This is a genomic window from Streptomyces sp. NPDC107471 (assembly GCF_055582845.1).
The window spans coordinates 45,245-62,312 of the sequence record NZ_JBVJPC010000021.1; the positions used below are offsets into that span (position 1 = coordinate 45,245).

Below are 17,068 nucleotides of genomic sequence, written 5' to 3' on the forward strand. Positions count from 1 at the left end.
ATCACGCGGGATGACCTTCCCAGGTCTGACTCGCGCCGCGAGGCTTCCTCCTCCCGGTCCTCCTCCTTGCGAAGGAGACACCCTCCGCGGCGACGCCCGATGCGCGTCCCGCGCTCCTTCGGTGGGAGGAAGGCTGCACGGGCCTCCGCCGTCAGGCGGAGCGTCCGATTCGACGCGGAGGCGGAGGCTCAGGACCCCCCGGCCCGATCAACTGGAAGAACCCCTGCCACGCAATGTGAGGTTCCACCATGCTCGGAGCACGCAGCCGCACAAAGTCCCCCAGCGACCCCATCGGAATCGATCCATCCCGCGACGCCGTACGACTGACCCGGGTGACCAAGGAGTACGGCCGCGGTTCCCACAAGGTCGTCGCACTGGACGACGTCAGCATCGGCGTCGCAGCCGGCAGCTTCACCGCGGTGATGGGCCCGTCCGGCTCAGGAAAGAGCACCTTCCTTCACTGCGCCGCCGGACTCGACCGGCCGACGTCGGGAACGGTCCAGCTCGGCGGCCAGAACCTGGGCGAACTGGACGAGACGCAGCTCACCCGGTTGCGCCGCACCCGCATCGGATTCGTCTTCCAGGCCTTCAATCTGCTGCCCGCGCTCACCGTCGAGCAGAACATCACCCTGCCCCTGCGCCTGAACGGCCATGGCACCGACTACGACACCGTCCGCAGCGTCACCGATGCGGTGGGCCTGACAGGACTGCTCACCCGGCACCCGACGGAACTGTCCGGCGGACAGCAGCAGCGCGTGGCCATCGCCCGCGCCCTCATCACCCGTCCGGAAGTGATCTTCGCGGACGAGCCGACCGGCGCGCTGGACCCGGACACCGCCGACGACATCCTCACCCTGCTCCGGCAAGCGGTCACCGACCTGCACCAGACCGTCGTGATGGTCACCCACGACCCGGCCGCCGCCCAGCACACCGACCAGGTGATCTTCCTCGCCGCGGGCCGCGTGGTACGCCGCATGACGGCGCCCTCCGCCCCTGAGATCAAGGCCGCCATGACCGAGCTGAGGAGGAACGCCTGATGCTGCGCATCGCTCTCGCGACCCTGCGCACGCGCGCCGGAGCCTTCGCTGCCACGTTCGCAGCCCTCCTGCTGGGCTCAGCCGTGATCACCGCCTGCGGCGTACTCCTGGAATCAGGCCTGCGCTCCTCCGTGCCGCCCGAGCGGTATGACAAGGCTCCTGTCCTCGTGGCCGGCCGCCAGGCCGTCGACCTGCAGGTGAAATCCGCTGACGGCTCCGCCTACGGCAGCTCCCAGCCGCTGTCCGAGCGGCCACGGCTCGACGCCGCACTGGCCAAGGACCTTGCCGTCGTGAAAGGAGTGGCTGCCGTCGTGCCCGACCGCGGCACCCCCGTCCGCCTGCTGGCCGACGAGCGGACCGTGACCGGCGCCAACGGAGCCGTACCGCAGGCCCATACCTGGAACAGCCGGGTCCTCGGCGGCTTCCGGCTCAACGAGGGGCACAGCCCCCAAGGCAGCCGGCAGATCGTCCTGGACCGTGATCTCGCGGCGCGGGCCGGGCTGCGGACCGGCGACAGCGTGCAGATCATGGCGACCTCCACACCGCTCACCTTCGAGGTGGCCGGACTCGTGAGTCTCGACGGCGGACGCACACCCCGGCAATCCGTGCTGTTCGCCTCCTCGGCCGCGATGGATCGACTCGCACCCCGCTCGAGTGCCCGCGTCAATGCCTTCGGCGTCTTCACCCGGCCCGGCACTGACGTGTCGGACGTGGCGGCGGCAGTCGAAGAGGCGCTGCGAGGACGCGACGCAGCCGTGTACACCGGCGACAGCCGCGGCGAAGCGGAGTTCACCGACCTCGCCGTCGGGGCGGCCAACCTGGTGCAGCTCTCCACCGGCATCGGCGGCAACGTTCTGCTGGTGGCCGTGTTCGTGCTGTGCGCCACCACCTCGCTCGCGGTGCGCCACCGCCGCCGTGAGATGGCTCTGCTGCGCGCGATCGGCACCACCCCCGGCCAACTGCGCCGCATGATCGCGGCAGAGTCCGCCGTGGCAGGCATGGTCGCCGGGGTGCTCGGATGTCCGCTCGGCGTCGGCGTTGTCTACTGGCTCAGCGGTCAGTTCGCGGGGCGCGGCCTGGTGCCACCGGACTTCCAGCCCGTGATCGGCCCGCTGCCGTTCCTGGCAGCGGTGGGCACCACCATGCTCACCGCGGTGGTCGCGGCCCTCGTCGCGGCACGCAGGGCGGTCCGTGTCCGCCCGACCGAGGCGTTGCGCGAGGCGTCGACCGAACCCACCCGTCTCGGCCGCGGACGCCTGATCACCGGCGGCGTCCTGCTGGCGCTGGCCGTGTCCGTGCTCGGCCTCGGACTGGGATACCGCGCCGATTTCATGACCTTGGTCGGACTGGCCAACTCCCTGGTGCTGGTCCTCGTCATTGCCGCGGCGGTCCTCGGCCCGCTCGTCACCCGGGCGGCGATGACCGTCCTGGCACCCCTGCTGGCCCGTACCGGCGCCACCGGCTGGCTCGCAGCCGCCAACTCCCGTACCCGCGCCGCACGGACCGCGGCAGCCGTCACCCCACTGCTGTTGGCCGTGTCCCTGGCCGCGACGGTCGTCTTCACCCAGACCACACAGCTCCACCAGGCCGCGGACGAGACCCGAGCGGGCACACTCGCGACCCAGGTGGTGAACGCCCCCCAGGGCATGTCCCCCGATTTCGCGGAGAGGGCAGCCCAACTGCCCGGTGTCACGGCCGCCACCGGTGTGGTCCGCTCCAAGGCCATCGGCGTGGGGACGCTGCTGGGCACCCAGGAGACCGTCTCACTCAGCGCCCAGGGCCTGAAACCCTCTGCCCTGGCCGACACCGTCGACCTGGACGTCCGCGAAGGCAATCTGTCGAACCTGACCCCCAGGACGGTCGCCCTCAGCACGACAGCGGCCTCATGGCTGGGCCTGGACATCGGCGATCGCGCCCGCCTCCACCTCGGCGACGGCACGCCCTTCAGCGGCAAAGTCATCGCCGTCTACAGCCGCGGGCTCGGCTTCGCCGATCTGACCTTCGACCACGACCTGCTGCTGCCCCACACCACAGCGCACGTCGACCAGTCGGTACTGATCCGCGCGCAGTCCGCCGACGCTTCCGAACTGTCCGCACTGGCGCGCAGTTACCCGGGTACGACCCTGAGCACCGCGCTGGCCGCCGACGCGCAGGTCCGCGAGCAGCGGGCGCTGGCCTGGGTGAATTACGTGGTCGTCGGTCTCATCATCGCCTACACCGCCCTCACCGTGATCAACACACAGGCGATGAACACCGCAACCCGCCGCCGGGAGTTCGCGCTCCTACGGCTGACCGGCACAAGCCGCTCCCAGGTCCTGGGCATGATGCGGAGGGAGAGCGCCACGGTGGCGGCCGTCGGCAGCCTTCTGGGCACCCTGCTGTCCGTGCCTCCACTGGCCCTCGTCGCTCTCGCGCTGACCGGCAGCCCTGTGCCCACCGTTCCCGTCCTGGGCTGGCTCGCGATCGTCGGATCGACAGCACTCCTGGCGGTGGCCGGAGCGATGCTGCCCACCCGGCTGATGCTGCGGACACCCGCGGTGCACTCCATCGGCACCAAGGAATGACACCGGAAGCGCACCGACAGGCGGTGGCCGGCCCCCGTTGGGAGTGACGTGCTGGGTGCCGCCTTGTCAGGAAGGGTGGAGTTCGACGACGACGCGGTAGCTCGCCGGTTCCGAGGTGATGTGAAGGTCGGGGTCGGCGAACATGCGCTGCAGCGAGGCATGCCACTCGGGATTGTCGGTGGCCCTGTCGAGGGCGGTCCCCGACGCCCATTCCGCGACGTGCACGAAGCGGGTTTCCGGCCCTTCGCCGAGGGGACGGTGCAAGCGGGAACGGAGGAACCCGGGCTGAGCCGCCATGATGCGGGCGTTCTCCTGGTACACCACGGTGAAGTGATCGGCTTCGTCCGCCGGCACGGTATAGCTCTTGATGACAGTGACAGGCTCGTCGGTGCTGGTCTTCGACGCGAGGGAATGGCTCATGTCCCTAATGACCGAGGAGGCCCGGCGCGTGTGACCGGTCGGCGGGTGCCGATGTACGTCCTCCGGTCGGTCGCCGCGTGGAATGCCGCAACCGTGAGCTGAGCAACCCGTCTGGGCCATCCGGCGTATCAGAGGGAGCTGTCAGCTCGGTCTGACGGAGTACCTGGGCCTGGTGGGCCGGGGGCCGGCCAGGCCTGGATGAGGTACCACTCGGTGATGTGATCCGGGGCCAGGCCGACGGCGGTGTCCCGGCCGCGGGCGTGAACGCGCAGGCGGTAGTCGCCGGGCCCGCGGAAGGACAGGACGGGCAGTTCTTCGTCCAGGTCGTCCATCATGCCGCGGACCATGAGGTCTCCGGATGCGGAGTGTGCCGAGACCTCCACAATCTCCGGCCAGTTGTCGTTGTCGGGTGCCGGCTCGCTTTCGTGGAGGGTGACGGTGACGTGAACGTCACCGGTGTGGATGCCGGTCGTGACGATGGTGACACCGTCGGCGACCCGGACCAGTTCGTTGTGCCCGCGCTCGAGATCGGGGCCGGTTGGCCCGTCCTCGTCACTGATGTCGAACTGGTGATACTGCACGGGAACGCTGGCAGTACCGCGTTCGACCTCGTCGCTCATTTCAGTCCTCCGACCCAGCGCCTATGTGATCCCCACCAGGAACCTGTCCTTGAGGGTGCGTGGTCGCACCTGAAGAGATCGCTGGCCACCCTCACCAAACGCAGCCTCGGTCAGCTCACTGTGCTGGTGAGGGCGCGAGTAAGACGTATGCAGCACTGCCCCCGCCTCATCGGGGGAGTCATCGCGAGAGCAGGCCCGGCATCCAACCCCTCCCCATCACACGCGGGTTGAAGATTTCCTAGAAGTAGGAGGCCAGAGGGTTGCGGTCCACTGTGATGATGTCGCAATCCAGCGCGGGCAGCCCCAGATGTTCCAGATCAGGTGGGTCAGCCGTCCTTGTAGTGGTACGCCTTGAGCCTATGAGCCCTGGCAATGGACGGGTTGGGAATGAACACCATCAGCTCGGCACCCTGAGGGCATAGCTTGCGTTGGTTGATCTCGTCGTAGTCGTCTCGGGAAGAGCTGAACATGTGGTGCACGATCATGCCCCAGTCGCCAGGTGTCGTGTCGCTGCGGTAAGCGAACGGCGGCCGGTGCTGCGCGGACAGACCTTCGGCCATGGCGGCCAGGCCGATCCCCCTGAACCAGACCAGGACGGTTTCGTCCTCCTGGTACCGGTCTTCTTCCATCCAGGCCATGACGCCACAGTCGATCCAACTCGTCATGCCCGGCAACCTAACCGGCGCCACTGACGAACAGGACACGGATCCGCCACTCGGCGCCAAGTCCAGCCGCTAGCGGGAGGATGGATCAGCGGTTGCGTCCGAGTCGGGTGCGTATGGTTCGGTCTCCGCCCAGGCAGGTGGCCCTCCGAGCTGCCAGTCGAGATGCGCTTGGGAGCCGTCCAACGAGACGCGGGCCGCGTTGACGAAGCGCAACTGCCCTGCGGCGAGGGCCTCCTGAACCTCCCGCAGTTCCTGCCGTGTCTTGGGAGAACGTGCCACCAGTTCCGCGAAACGACCGACAGCTCCAGTCAACTCCGCAGCGGCTGCCGCCACCTCCCGGGTGGCAACCAGGCTGAGCGCGACCAGCGCCGCATTCCACGGCGCCCAGTCGAGCCGGTGCGGCCGGTCCGCGAGAAACGCGGTACGAAGTTCTATCTCGACTGCGACAAACTCCCGCAGGAACGTCGCGTAGGTAGCCGTCTGGTTGTCCCTCACCCACTGCTCGTGCTGGCCTCGGCGCCCGACAACGCCCCCTGCGAAGACACCTACGACCGTAGCGGCGACACCGCCCACGGTCGAGACCACTATCTCCCACGGCACTGCCAAGCCATCCTCCCGTGCTGCTTGAGCCCACCCCAAGATCCAACCTTACCGATCAGTCAGTCTGCCCCGCTCAAAACAGCCAACGCGGCGCGGACCCGCCCACGAGACTGTGTCAAAGGATCAGTGATCAACTGGCACAGCCCGGCAAGTAAATTGGTGATTGCGGGCGGCTCTCCGTCGTGCCTGCTCCCTCGAACTGCCGTGGCCGGGCCACGTCCTCAGCACCCCACATCGCGCCCACCCTGCAGTACGGCCAATCCAGCCCGAGAGCGGTTGCCTCCGCGCGCCGCTTCGGGCGCCACTCCCCGCTTCTCAGGCGTCGTGCCAGCGGGCCAGGGTGCTCGGGCATGGTGATGTTCGGGTTGAGCGACCCCTTGCGGACGCCTTCGACCAATGCGCGTTAAGTGTCGCTGTCGGAGAGCCTGCGGAGTGTGATGGATTGAAGGTTGTCCATCAGGACTGGGGCAGGGTCGCGGTGGCCGTGTGTCCGGCCTCGATCTGGGTGATGCGCTGGGCGAACATGGTCGCCCCCTGGGTGAGCATCGGCTCGGCCCCACCGCCCTCCACGAAGGTCGTGGCGACTACCGTGCCGATCCGCATGGTGAGGTACACGCCCTGCAGACCGCCTGCCGACTTGGAGTAGGCCAGGCTCTCGTTGCCGATGGTGGGCTTCGACAACGCAGGGTGCTGACCAGCCTCGCGCTTCAGCCCTTCCCTGGCGTCCTGCCGGGTGGTGTAGGTCGTGAGGTGAAAGTTGACGTAGTACGTGTCGTCGCCGCCCAGGGCGTACTTGGCGCGGCCGAACCACTTGCCCTTGCACTCCTGCACGCTGGGACAGTCGAGGTGGCCGTCCGCAGTGGTGACGGAGGCGCTGATGCCCTGTAGGCCCCCCATGGCCCCGGGGTCCGGAAGAGCATTTTCCACCTGCGCCTTCCCGCTCAGCACCGTGGTCGGGTCCGCCTGCTTGTGCACCGGGCCGTCAGAGGAGCCCCTATGCCCGCCACTGCCCCCGGATGTCTCAGCACCGTTGCCTCCGCATGCCGTCAAAGCGATGTACAACGCCCCGGCCACCGCTGTGGCCCTCATGTGATGCCGTACTGAACGACTCGTTCCCACCGTGTTCCACCCCGTAAGTGATCAACAAAGCCCACAGATCGTGAAGTTGCCGGCAACGGCGCACCACGCGAATGCCGAGCGATCCGGGCAGTTCCTGCCCGTTCCTTTGCAGGTTCGGCCAGGCCCTGCCGTGGACGCGCAGCGAGTGTCCAGGATTTGTGGACTGCCCGTCCGTTGGTACCCGCCTGCCTGCGTCGTGCTGGTGCTGCCGGGTCTCACAGGAGTTGTGAGACCCGGTACCCGATCCCGCCCTTGATCAGATAGCCCGTGGTTACGCAGACCACGTCGTTGAGCCACGCGTAGCGCTCGGAGCCCGTCTCGAAGAGAGGGTTCGTGCGGAAGTAGTAGCGCGCGGGGTCGACGAGGTGGCGCCGCTCGGAATCCGCCACGGCCGCCCGCACTTCCGGCGGGGTGACCCAACGTCCGTTGTAGGTCATGTGCACGAGGTCGCCGTCGTGGGTGCGCAGGGGCAGTCGGACGTCGAGTGCGAGCACGCCGTCGGGCCGGAACAGGCCCCAGTCGCCGCCCACGGGCAGTACGTCGCCCCGGATCCGTGGACCCTCGAACGTGCCACCCGCCGAGCCGAAGAACATCCGCCGGCCCAGCGGTCCCGGCCCGATGTCGAGGCGCGGATCCAGGTCGACGAGCATGTCGAAGAGGCGGACGGTACGGGGCTCGGCGACGTCCTTCACGCGCGGATCGAGTGCCATGCCCCCTCACCTTCCGTCCGTGAACAAGGTGGCTCTGACGGTGTCCGTCGAGACCCCCGACTGCGCGCACAGCTCCGCCAGATCGAAGCAGAACCGCTCGCTGGAGATCAGGCCCTCCCGGAACCCGAAGCGAATGAAGACCGGCAGCTCGGCGCGTCGCCCGTTCGGCCGCACTCCGAACCGTTCGCCGGTCATCGTCATCCGTGCTGTCCCCCAGCACGCCAGCGTGTCGTCGCCGATCGCGTGGCCCTCCAGCGTGACCTCGTAGTCGGGGAACGACGTGAAGAAGTGGGTGAGCGTCTTCTCGTTGGCGTCGAGGCCGCGGGCCACGGTGCCGAAGGCCGGAGCCTCCAGGGTCATGTCGGGGTGGAAGTAGCGCATGGCGGCGGGTACGTCCTGCCGGTTCTTGGCGGCGGCGAGGGCGTGCGCCAGTTGTAAGGCCCGTGAGGCGTTCTCTGGGGTCATGAACAAAACGTACGGCCGTACGTACGTATTCGGCAAGGGGGTCTGGCAGGATGCAGGTATGAGCCACGAGGACACCGGACTTCAAACGACCGCGGAGCCGACCGTCGATCGGCGACTGCTGCGCGGGGCGCGTTCACGGCAGGCGATTCTGCGGCAGGCCGTCGACCTGGCCTCCCTCGACAGCCTGGACGGGCTCAGCTTCGGCGTCCTCGCCACCGGCTTCGGCATGAGCAAGAGCGGTGTCCAGACTCTCTTCGGGACGAAGGAAAAGCTCCAGGTCGCCACAGTCGGGTGTGCGAGCAGCGTCTTCGACGAGGCCGTCGTGCGCCCCGCCGGCACCACACCGCACGGCGCTCCGCGTCTGCGAGCGCTGGTCGAGGCGTGGCTTGTCTACGCCTCTGCCCCCCTCTTCCCGGGCGGCTGCTTCTGGGCGGCGAACCAGGCCGCCTTCGACAGCCGCCCCGGCCCTGTCCACGACGCGCTCTTTGCGGGCCGCCGAGACTGGCGCACGCTTCTGGCTCACGAACTCCGTCACGCCGGCGCGACGGACGCCGAACTGGCGGCCTTTCAGCTCGATGCGATCCTGATTGCCGCGAACACCGCACTGCGTTGCGGGGACGGACAGGCAGTTGAGCAGGTGCGCAGAGTGACTGAGAACTTGCTTCAAAGCTGAGCACGAAAGAGAAGAGGGTTCGGCTTCATGCGGTGTGGAGCAGCAAGCGTTGCAGGGGGGACGGGGCCAGGGTGCTGAGCTACGTCGTCTCCGCAGGCATCTCGGGCCACCTTCGTTGCGTGGGGTAAATCTTCGTCTTCTCGGGACGGCCATCTAGGTGGGTGCACTGCCGCTTGGGGTAGTTCTCGCCCGTCTCGGTTCCAGTCAGCCCTGCACCGCCAGCCCGCTATAGGCGGTGGAGAGGTGGCGCCTCTGATCAGTTGTCCGATCCGGTGTCAGGGATGTTGCGTGAGGGGGGAGTCGGTGCTGTTTGCCCATGCGGTGTCGAATTGTTGGAGAGCGATGGTGTAGAGGAGGCCGGGTGCTCGTGCATACAGGCAGGGAGAGTTCCTGCCGTGCGCGTTGTCGTCGTAGAAGGTGAGGTAAGCGGCCTTGTCGGTGGCGATGACGCGGCATGTGTGGGGCAGGTTGTAGCGCCGCAGCCGGATAGCGGGTTGGGTGTGTGCGGCTTGAGTGAGGTAGTCGATGTTGGCCCGGACCTGGCTTCTGAGGAGTTCAGGGGTAAATCCCGGGTCGAAGTGGGCGACATGGTGAGAGCGGCGGTCGAGCCAGGAATCGCGGGGGATGTCGGGGTCGGGGAGCAGGATCTGGACGGACGCGGGTGAGCTGGTGCCCGACCACAGAGGCGCGAAGGCTTCGCGGGTGAGGATGTTGCCGCGTCCTGCCATGACTTTGACCCAGTGGGCGCGGGCGAGGTCCTGGCGCATGGTCTGTTCTGCGGAGGCTTGTCGGCGATAGACGCGGTGCAGCCCTGTGCCGTTGAACCAGGAGCAGGCGGCGGTGAGCCACCACAGGGGTCGTGCTGCATGCAGGAGACTGAGGGCGAGGAGCAGGGCGCTGGTGGCGAGGGAGCTGAGTATGCCGAGCAGAAAGGCGTTCATGCTGAGGCTCCGGTGGGGGGCTCCGTGGGCTGTGCAGATGACTGACGCTCGGGCCTGGCCCTTCAGAGGTAGGGGAGCAGTCGGCTGAGGACGTGAGCGGCGTTTCGGCTTGCGAGTTCGTGGTGGCTGTGGCCCTTGCGTTCGTCTGCGTTGTCGGACACGCCGCGGATGACGATCCAGCCTGGGTTGGTTGTGCCGTGAACCGAGTTTTCCTGCCAGTACTGGCTGAGGCCACCGGCTTCCATGTCTACGGCGAGGACTTTCTCGTGGTAGGTGGTGAGGTACGTGCGGATGTCACTGGCCCGGTCGGCGATGACGGCTTCACCGGACCCGATGACTCCGGGGTAGACCTCGTACTGTTGACCGGCGTGAGAGGCCAGTTGGCCGTTGATGCGTGCCGGGGTGCCGTGCTCGGTGAAGTAGGCGTTCACGGCGTGGACGATGTGCGCCGGTGCTTGCCGGTGTTCTCCGCGGCGGCGGGTGTCTTGCGGATTGATCTTGCGGTTCTCGTAGTAGACGACGTCGGTGGAGACGATCACGTTGCCGATGCGGGCGTGGTCGTCGTGGATGCCTCCCGCGATGCCGACGAGGGCCCACACGCGGGGGTTGTAGTGGCGGCGGAGGTTTTCCAGGGCGGCCATGGTGGAGCGCTGGCCCTGGCTTTGAGTTTGTGTGGCCACGATGCGCAACGTGGCATGGGGGGCGGTGTGTTCGCCCTGGTAGAAGTAGAGACCGCTGGGCGCCTTGTGCCGCTGGAGCTTTAACTCGTCGATGACAGAGCGCAGTTCCTCACTGAGGATGGTGACGATCCCGAGATCCCATGACACGCCTGCCTCAGTCGCGGGCTCAGCGGAGGGAAGGGGGGCGGTTGTGGAGACTTGCGCCTTCTCTCCGATGGCGATGCTGCTGAAGGTGTTGTTGTTGCCGCGGCTGATGATGCCCTTGTTGTTGGTCATTTAGCTGCTCCGTTGTCGGCCTGTGCGGGCTGGTTCGCGGAGACGTTGACCTGAGCTGCGTCTCCTACGGCATTGTTGCTGAAGCTGTTGTTGTCGCCGAAGTTGAAGATCCCGCTGTTGATGATCTTCAGTGCGCGGTCGTTGAAGCCGGATGTATCGACGCCTCGGTCCTGGAGGAAGTCGCTGGCTGCGCTGAGCAGGCGCTGCTCTATGGTTTTCAGGCGACCTAGGATGTCGCTCTTTTCCAACTGGACCTTGGTCCAGGCCTGGGAAGACTCTTCGCGTATGCTCACGCGGCTGCCGATGAGAATGTTTCGGATCGGGGTTCTGGTGAGGTCCCGAGGCAGGACGGCGGCCTTGGCCACCCGGTAGAGGTATCGCAAGACTCTCCACGAGTACTGGATGTCGGCGGGCAGCGCGCTCAGCTCGTTGAAGGCTGCCCAGATCACGGCCGCAGCGCCGTGGTGACCGAACTCTTCACCTCGCTGAAACGAGCGCGGTGTATGGGCGAGGACGCATGCTGCTGTGGACAGGCTCAGGGTGCGGCCCTGCAGACTTACGTGCAGCAGGACAGTGGCGACGAATTCGGATCCGTCGGCGGGTGTGATGATCTCGAGGAAGTGGTGCTGCTTCGACTCCGGCGTGTTGATGATGGAGTGCAGTTCGCTGCGGGTGAAGTGATGCGGAAGCAGCGACCGGTCGACAGCCACATCGGTCTCGGCGACGTACACACGGTCCCGGACTTCGGCAGGCAGCCGGACGTCATGGCTGTCGGTGTTCAGCGGCAGAACGGATTCACGTAAGTACTCGACGAGTTCGTGTGCCCTGAAGGGCGGCACCGCGTGCTCGCGCTCATGCAGAGGTTCGTCGTCGGAGTCAGCCCGCAGCAGTTGGATGCTCATCGGCGGGTTCCACTGGTAGACGAGTTCGCCGGCTCCGATGAACGGCGACTCATCGCCGAAGAGCGTGAACATGGTGAGGTCGTCTTCCTCATCGTCGCTGTGCCGGGTTCGGCGGTACACGGCACACATGTGGTGCTGCTGGCGGTCGGCTGCCCGCTGGCGGCCGGATAGGCGGAAGGGGCGCAGGACAGGTGTGCGCAGGATGCGGTTGAGGATCAACTGCCGTGTGGCGCCGACGGCCAGGTAAACGCCTACGAGTGCCGCGGCCAGCAGGAGCGCCGCCAGTGCCGGCCCCGGGTAGAGGAGGCCGACGGCCAGGATGGCCAGGGTCAGCCACAGTGCGGCCGCGAGGACGCGTTTGACTACTCGGGCCTTGGGCGTGGTGACGCGCGGGAGGAGGAATTTGAGCAGGAGGCGATGAGCCCGTAAGGGTTCCGGGACGCGACGTCGCGACCGGCCGGCCGTCATCGTCTGGCTGTCGACGCCTCGCAGCACTACGGCGAGGCGCAGCAGCAACAGGAGACCGAAACCGCCGGCAATGAGGAAGGCCGTGGGAACGCTTCCGGTGAGAAGGGGGCCGGCGACGGCGGCGAGGACCGTGGCGCGGGGAAGCGTCCTGAGAGCGGCGGCACGCCATGCGTGCTGCATGACGGGGACGATGTCAAAGCCGTAGGACGGTGCGACCCTGCGGTGCGGTGCGGTGCACACTTCGTCGATGACAAGGTCACGGAAGCGTTCGTCCACGTACACACCGGCACACAGATGACGGGTCGCTGCCGTGGGTTCTTGGGTTGTCTCCGCTGGTGGCGCGTCGGAAGTGGTCATGTCCTACCCCCGGCTCCTGCAGTTATGGTTGCTGTGACCATAAGTGTCGGCAGAGTTTAAGTCAATGAGACCTTTAGGGGTGCGGTGGACGGCTGGCTGAAAGACTCAGACGAGGTCGGACCCTCCTGGCTGACCGTGGACCTCGCGATCTTCACCCTCAGGGACGACCAGTTGATGGTCCTTCTCGTCGAGCGCGGCCTGGATCCGTTTCACGGCATGCCCGCGATGCCTGGAGGGTACGTACAAAAAAGCGAGACCCTGCGCGACGGCGCGCTGCGCGAGCTGGCGGAAGAAGCCGGCATCGACGGCGGCCGGCTGCACCTGGAGCAGCTCGGCGCATACGCAGACCCAGGACGCGACCCACGGGGCAGGGTGGTGACGGTCGCTTACCTCGCCCTCGGTCCCGACCTGCCGACGCCCGTCGGCGGAACCGATGCCGCACGCGCATTCTGGGCACCCGTAGCGCACTTGGAGGATGGCACGCTCACCTTGGCGTTCGACCACCAGGCAATTTTGACGGAGGCCCTGGAGGAGGTCCGCCGGAAGATCGAATACACCGCCGCGGCCACCGCCTTCTGCGCGGAGGCATTCACCATCAGAGATCTGCGCACGGTGTACCAAGTGATCTGGGGCCAGGATTTGGATCCCAGCAACTTCCGACGCAAGGTACTCAACACCAAGGGATTCGTGCAGCCGACGGGGGATCAGTGGCTTCCCCCTACCGGCCGTCCAGCCGCTCTCTATCGCCGGGGACCAGCCTGGCTGCTCAGCCCGCCCTTGCTGCGCGCTACAACGCCCGGTCGGAGAGGCTGAATCGGCTGCATTGGCAGCGGCATCCAGCGCTAAAATGCCAGCCACTGATTCACCATGGAGGCGCTAATCCGCCGCCGTCCTCGCCCTGGAGCGGCAACGCAGAACACATTCACTGCGACGATCTCGGCCGCGGACTGCATGACGAACCGGCCAGGTCGCCCCATTCGTATGAATATAGCCATCTATCTACTAAAGCGGCAAGGTGAGTGCTAGTGATGTCGTGGTCATTCGAGCAGAGGCTTAGAGCCCTGGCGGGGAGGATCGGCACGGAGTACGACGACCTCGAAAGTGGACATGCTCGGTGGGCCATCTACTCTCAAGCAATCCCGATGGCGGGGGAGTGGCCGGAGTTGTTGGAGTTGGTCAGTGAAGAGCCAGACGAGTCAATCGCCTCGTCTCTGGTCGTGAAGATCCTGGAGGTTGTGCCAGATTCCCAAAGAATTGCCTATGTTGCGGCGCTCCCCCTCGGAAAAAATCGCGAATATGCTGCGACCCGGGCTCGTGAGCTCGCGATGCTCGAAAAGCTCTCCACGGCTAGCGAGATTTCAAATGAAGTAGAGTCTGTCGTGCCGAACTGGTCACCATGGCTCCAACTGCGAGCGGCTAACTCGGTTCGGGATGAAAGAGTCCTCGAAGCTTTGACTGCAATGGGGGCCTCGAAGCGAATCAGGGTTGCGGCAGGACAGCGGCTGAGATTTCTGCGCGCATCTGGCGATTCCCGAAAATGAAGAGCTGTAGGAGCGCGCTTTCTGTCGACTATCTCGCGGTCGAGGGAGGGGCCATCACTCGGCACGGTCACGCCCTGCCAGTGGTCGGCCAAGCCTTGAGGCCGGCCGGGCATACGGGTCCGCGGCGGTGGCCGACGCCGGACAGGCCGCGGTGAGTATCAAGCGCTCACCAGGCGCGTATCGGCATCGACTTGTCCGCGGTGGTTCCAGGGCCCAAGGAATCAGTAACGGCGAGCTTGTTTCAGGGTGTTGGTCGTGCTGCTGAGAGGGGCGCAGCCACGGCTCGACCGTGGCTGTCAGCCAAGTCGGCGCCAACGTATCGGGCTTGGCCGCAGCGCTAGCATCCGCCCCATGCACCCTGAATCCCGTTTGAGCCTTGAGGGACTCCTCCCGCCCGGTCGCATGGTCACGTCCGACGAAGGCGACGGAGATGCACAGCCTCTGTGGCTCAGTGACGGGCCGGCCACGGCCGAACTGTGGACACGGATGCATGCTGAACACATTCGTTCCGGTCTGTGGCCCCTACTGCTCGACTCGCTGGATCCGAGCGACGGCGCATTCCGTCCATGGGGATCCGGAGAGGTCTTCCCTGAGCAGATGTCCTTCCCGGCAAGTCACGACCCTGCCACCCTCCTCGCGCAGTGGTGGGCCAGCTACACCGCCGTTGACGCAGACGACGACTTGCTCGACGCTGACAGGCGCCTCGCCGTCACGGCCCCTTTCGGACAGACCTGGCCCGGCCTCGCGCCTAGCCGTAAAACGGATACGAACCCTGATCAGCTGGCTGCCGAGTTCGCGCAGGCGTTCATTGCCGACCGCCCACAGACACGTCTGGGCCTGGTCGCCGCAGCGTCCGGTGCCGAGGCAATGACGGCCGCCGGCTGGGGCGGACCCTGCAACTACGACAACGACACCGCGAAATTCTCCGCCGTCGTCCGCGACTGGGAGCACCGGTTCGGTGCCCGTGTCATCGCGGTCGGCTTTTCCACGCGGCACCTCAGCGTCACCGCGCCGCCGACGAACGAGCTTGAGGCTCTCCTGGTCGCCGCCGAGTACTTCGCCTTCTGCCCGGACAACATCTGGCAGGGCAGCGGGCCTTTCACGCTGGCCGCGTATGCCGAGCGCATCACCGGCGCCTATCGCTGGGACTTTTGGTGGGACTGATCTACTCCTGGAAGACGCACCCATCCCCAGGGAAGCGACCTTGGGCGGTCCGTGCGCCCCGGCCGGTGCCCGAGGACAGCCGATGACATCTGGGTGCCGGAGGTCGGTAACCTGTGCGGCCTTGTAGGCGGCTGAGCGATCAAGGTGAGGCGGTGCGGGCGGTGGGCGTCTGGGCGGTTGTCGACGAGGCTGACCGAGTCCAGTGGGAGATGCGTCCTGTTGAGGGCGTTGGCCCGCTGCGTTTCGGTATGTCGCATGACGAAGCGGCCGCAGCGGTCGCAGACGTATTGAGGCCTCTATCCACTCGTGGCAGCTATGGCGGCCCGGTGGAGAGTTCGGAGTTCTTTCGCATCGGAGCATCAGGCGCGCCAGCTGTAACGGTCTATTACGACGCCGGCCGCCTGGCTTGCGTAGCCGTCAGCGCACTTCGCGGTCCACAGGTCGCCTTGGACGGGCTGAAACTCGTCGGCCGTGTCCCGTCCGAGCTCGAAGACGCCTTCGACGAGTACACGTCCGCGAACGGCCACGATCTGCGGTACTCCCAACATGCGGACCAGGTTCCGAGACCCTCGGTGTCGTCCTCCGCGCCCAGCGCGCGGGAGACGTCGTTCTGAGCAGGCCGGTGTTGGTCGCCTCCGCCTGGGCTGAGCGCTGCTGTGATGTCAGCGAAGGCTGCATCCCCGCTGAAGAGTGGCAGGACCGCGTCTGGTGATGAGGCTGTTATCGGGTTGGGGGTAACTCCGCTGGCGAGCCGGTCCCATGGGCGCGTTCACGTATACGCCGACCTGCCCGTGCGGGGGAGTGGACGGTCGGCCCGAACATGGGCAGCAGGTCGCTGGAACCACCCGCGCGCGTGCTAGGTTCTGTCTCTTTGGTCAGTGGCGGGTCCAGATGAGGATGCCCGCGAGGTGGAGTGCGGCCTGGTAGGCGATGGCGTGTTTGTCGGTTCGTGTGGCCAGACCACGCCACTGCTTGAGCCGGTTGATGCACCGTTCGACAGTGTTGCGCTGCTTGTATGCCTCGCGGTCGAAGCCGGGCGGTCGGCCGCCGAGTCGGCCTCGCCGCAGGCGGTGACCCACTTGGTCGGACGGCTGCGGGATGACTGCACGGACGCCCCGGCGCCGCAGGTGGCTGCGGATGGCGCGGGAGGAGTACGCGCGGTCGGCCAGAACGGCCAGGGGTCGGGTCCGGGGCCTGCCGGAGCCGATGCGAGGCACGCGGATGCGGGACATCACCGTTTCGAGGCGGGTGCATCGCCTGCCTGGCCTGCGGTGACGGTGAAGGCGAGGGGTCGTGCCCGGCCGTCTGCGGCCAGGTGGACTTTGGTGGTCAGTCCGCCGCGTGAGCGTCCCAGTGCGTGATCGGCGGGCTCGCCGGGGTGGGCCGCCCCTTTTTGAGGGCTCCGGCGGCGTGCTGGTGGGCGCGGACGACCGTGGAGTCCACCGACGCCGTCCAGTCGATGTCGTCGTCTGCGTCCGCCGCCGCCAGGAGGGCAGTGAGGATCATCTCCCAGGTGCCGTCGACGGCCCATCTGATCAGCCGCTTGTGCGCAGTCTTGAAGGAGCCGAGCTCGTCGGGAAGGTCCCGCCAGGGCGAGTTGGTGCGGTACTTCCACGCGATGGCCTCAAGGGTGCGGCGGTGGTCGGCCCATCGCCGTCCGCGGACCGGATCGGCCGGCATCAGCGGCTCGATCCGGTCCCACATCGCATCAGTGATCACCAATCGGACAGACACATCCGATCAACTGACCAACCCATCAAAGAGACACGCGCTAGGTCGTGTCCGCAAAGTCAGGGCAGCCAGAGGCGTAGGCAGGCGAGGGTGACCAGGGCTTGGTAGTGGCGGGCGCGTTTGTCGTAGCGGGTG

The 17,068-nt window shown here is 66.8% G+C and carries 16 protein-coding genes and 1 pseudogene; 6 read left to right on the plus strand and 11 right to left on the minus strand.

What is annotated here, in order from left to right:
* Positions 1–248: 248 nt before the first annotated feature.
* Both ACZ66S_RS39950 and ACZ66S_RS39955 read left to right on the plus strand, forming a co-directional pair.
* The gene (locus ACZ66S_RS39950; protein WP_469906497.1) at positions 249–1,037 is read left to right on the plus strand and encodes an ABC transporter ATP-binding protein; all 789 of its coding nucleotides are present in this window, start codon (positions 249–251) and stop codon (positions 1,035–1,037) included.
* On the plus strand, positions 1,037–3,601 hold the full coding sequence (locus tag ACZ66S_RS39955) for an FtsX-like permease family protein (protein ID WP_469906498.1): 2,565 nt from the start codon (positions 1,037–1,039) through the stop codon (positions 3,599–3,601). The genes ACZ66S_RS39950 and ACZ66S_RS39955 overlap by 1 nt, the downstream gene beginning before the upstream one ends.
* A gap of 66 nt (positions 3,602–3,667) precedes the next feature.
* Here the strand turns inward: ACZ66S_RS39955 and ACZ66S_RS39960 are convergent, their stop codons facing one another.
* From ACZ66S_RS39960 to ACZ66S_RS39990, 7 genes are all read right to left on the minus strand, one after another.
* Positions 3,668–4,021 carry an antibiotic biosynthesis monooxygenase family protein gene (locus ACZ66S_RS39960; protein ID WP_469906499.1) on the minus strand — a complete coding sequence of 118 codons (354 nt, stop codon included), beginning with the start codon at positions 4,019–4,021 and terminating at the stop codon, positions 3,668–3,670.
* 128 nt (positions 4,022–4,149) lie between these two features.
* Positions 4,150–4,641 carry a hypothetical protein gene (locus ACZ66S_RS39965; RefSeq protein WP_469906500.1) on the minus strand — a complete coding sequence of 164 codons (492 nt, stop codon included), beginning with the start codon at positions 4,639–4,641 and terminating at the stop codon, positions 4,150–4,152.
* Positions 4,642–4,967: 326 nt separating this feature from the next.
* Complete coding sequence (locus tag ACZ66S_RS39970) at positions 4,968–5,306, minus strand: hypothetical protein (protein WP_469906501.1); 339 nt, start codon at positions 5,304–5,306, stop codon at positions 4,968–4,970.
* Between the two features lie 69 nt (positions 5,307–5,375).
* Entirely contained in the window at positions 5,376–5,801 is a 426-nt protein-coding gene (locus ACZ66S_RS39975) for a hypothetical protein (protein ID WP_469906502.1), read from the minus strand.
* A 561-nt stretch (positions 5,802–6,362) separates the two neighbouring features.
* Positions 6,363–6,803 (minus strand): hypothetical protein, encoded by a 441-nt coding sequence (locus ACZ66S_RS39980; protein WP_469906503.1) that lies wholly within the window; start codon positions 6,801–6,803, stop codon positions 6,363–6,365.
* 437 nt (positions 6,804–7,240) lie between these two features.
* Entirely contained in the window at positions 7,241–7,735 is a 495-nt protein-coding gene (locus tag ACZ66S_RS39985) for a DUF3237 domain-containing protein (protein ID WP_469906504.1), read from the minus strand.
* 6 nt (positions 7,736–7,741) lie between these two features.
* Positions 7,742–8,200: an ester cyclase gene (locus ACZ66S_RS39990; protein WP_469906505.1), complete on the minus strand. Its 459-nt coding sequence runs from the start codon at positions 8,198–8,200 to the stop codon at positions 7,742–7,744.
* 58 nt (positions 8,201–8,258) lie between these two features.
* Between ACZ66S_RS39990 and ACZ66S_RS39995 the strand changes: the two genes are divergently transcribed.
* The gene (locus tag ACZ66S_RS39995) at positions 8,259–8,873 is read left to right on the plus strand and encodes a TetR/AcrR family transcriptional regulator (RefSeq protein WP_469906506.1); all 615 of its coding nucleotides are present in this window, start codon (positions 8,259–8,261) and stop codon (positions 8,871–8,873) included.
* Between the two features lie 275 nt (positions 8,874–9,148).
* On the opposite strand, the gene ACZ66S_RS40000 is transcribed toward ACZ66S_RS39995, so the two are convergent.
* The 3 genes from ACZ66S_RS40000 to ACZ66S_RS40010 form a co-directional block, all read right to left on the minus strand.
* Entirely contained in the window at positions 9,149–9,814 is a 666-nt protein-coding gene (locus tag ACZ66S_RS40000; RefSeq protein WP_469906507.1) for a hypothetical protein, read from the minus strand.
* Between the two features lie 62 nt (positions 9,815–9,876).
* Entirely contained in the window at positions 9,877–10,770 is an 894-nt protein-coding gene (locus ACZ66S_RS40005; RefSeq protein ID WP_469906508.1) for a 5'-methylthioadenosine/S-adenosylhomocysteine nucleosidase family protein, read from the minus strand.
* Positions 10,767–12,497 carry a hypothetical protein gene (locus tag ACZ66S_RS40010; protein WP_469906509.1) on the minus strand — a complete coding sequence of 577 codons (1,731 nt, stop codon included), beginning with the start codon at positions 12,495–12,497 and terminating at the stop codon, positions 10,767–10,769. The genes ACZ66S_RS40005 and ACZ66S_RS40010 overlap by 4 nt, the downstream gene beginning before the upstream one ends.
* 84 nt (positions 12,498–12,581) lie before the next feature.
* On the opposite strand from ACZ66S_RS40010, the gene ACZ66S_RS40015 reads away from it, so the two are divergent.
* The 3 genes from ACZ66S_RS40015 (at position 12,582) to ACZ66S_RS40025 (ending at position 15,202) form a co-directional block, all read left to right on the plus strand.
* Positions 12,582–13,310 (plus strand): NUDIX hydrolase, encoded by a 729-nt coding sequence (locus tag ACZ66S_RS40015; RefSeq protein ID WP_469906510.1) that lies wholly within the window; start codon positions 12,582–12,584, stop codon positions 13,308–13,310.
* A 215-nt stretch (positions 13,311–13,525) separates the two neighbouring features.
* Positions 13,526–14,038, plus strand: a complete 513-nt coding sequence (locus ACZ66S_RS40020; RefSeq protein ID WP_469906511.1) for a hypothetical protein — start codon at positions 13,526–13,528, stop codon at positions 14,036–14,038.
* 351 nt (positions 14,039–14,389) lie between these two features.
* Entirely contained in the window at positions 14,390–15,202 is an 813-nt protein-coding gene (locus ACZ66S_RS40025; protein ID WP_469906512.1) for a DUF4253 domain-containing protein, read from the plus strand.
* An 875-nt stretch (positions 15,203–16,077) separates the two neighbouring features.
* On the opposite strand, the pseudogene ACZ66S_RS40030 reads toward ACZ66S_RS40025, so the two are convergent.
* Positions 16,078–16,936, minus strand: a pseudogene (locus ACZ66S_RS40030) (IS5 family transposase).
* Positions 16,937–17,068: the final 132 nt, after the last annotated feature.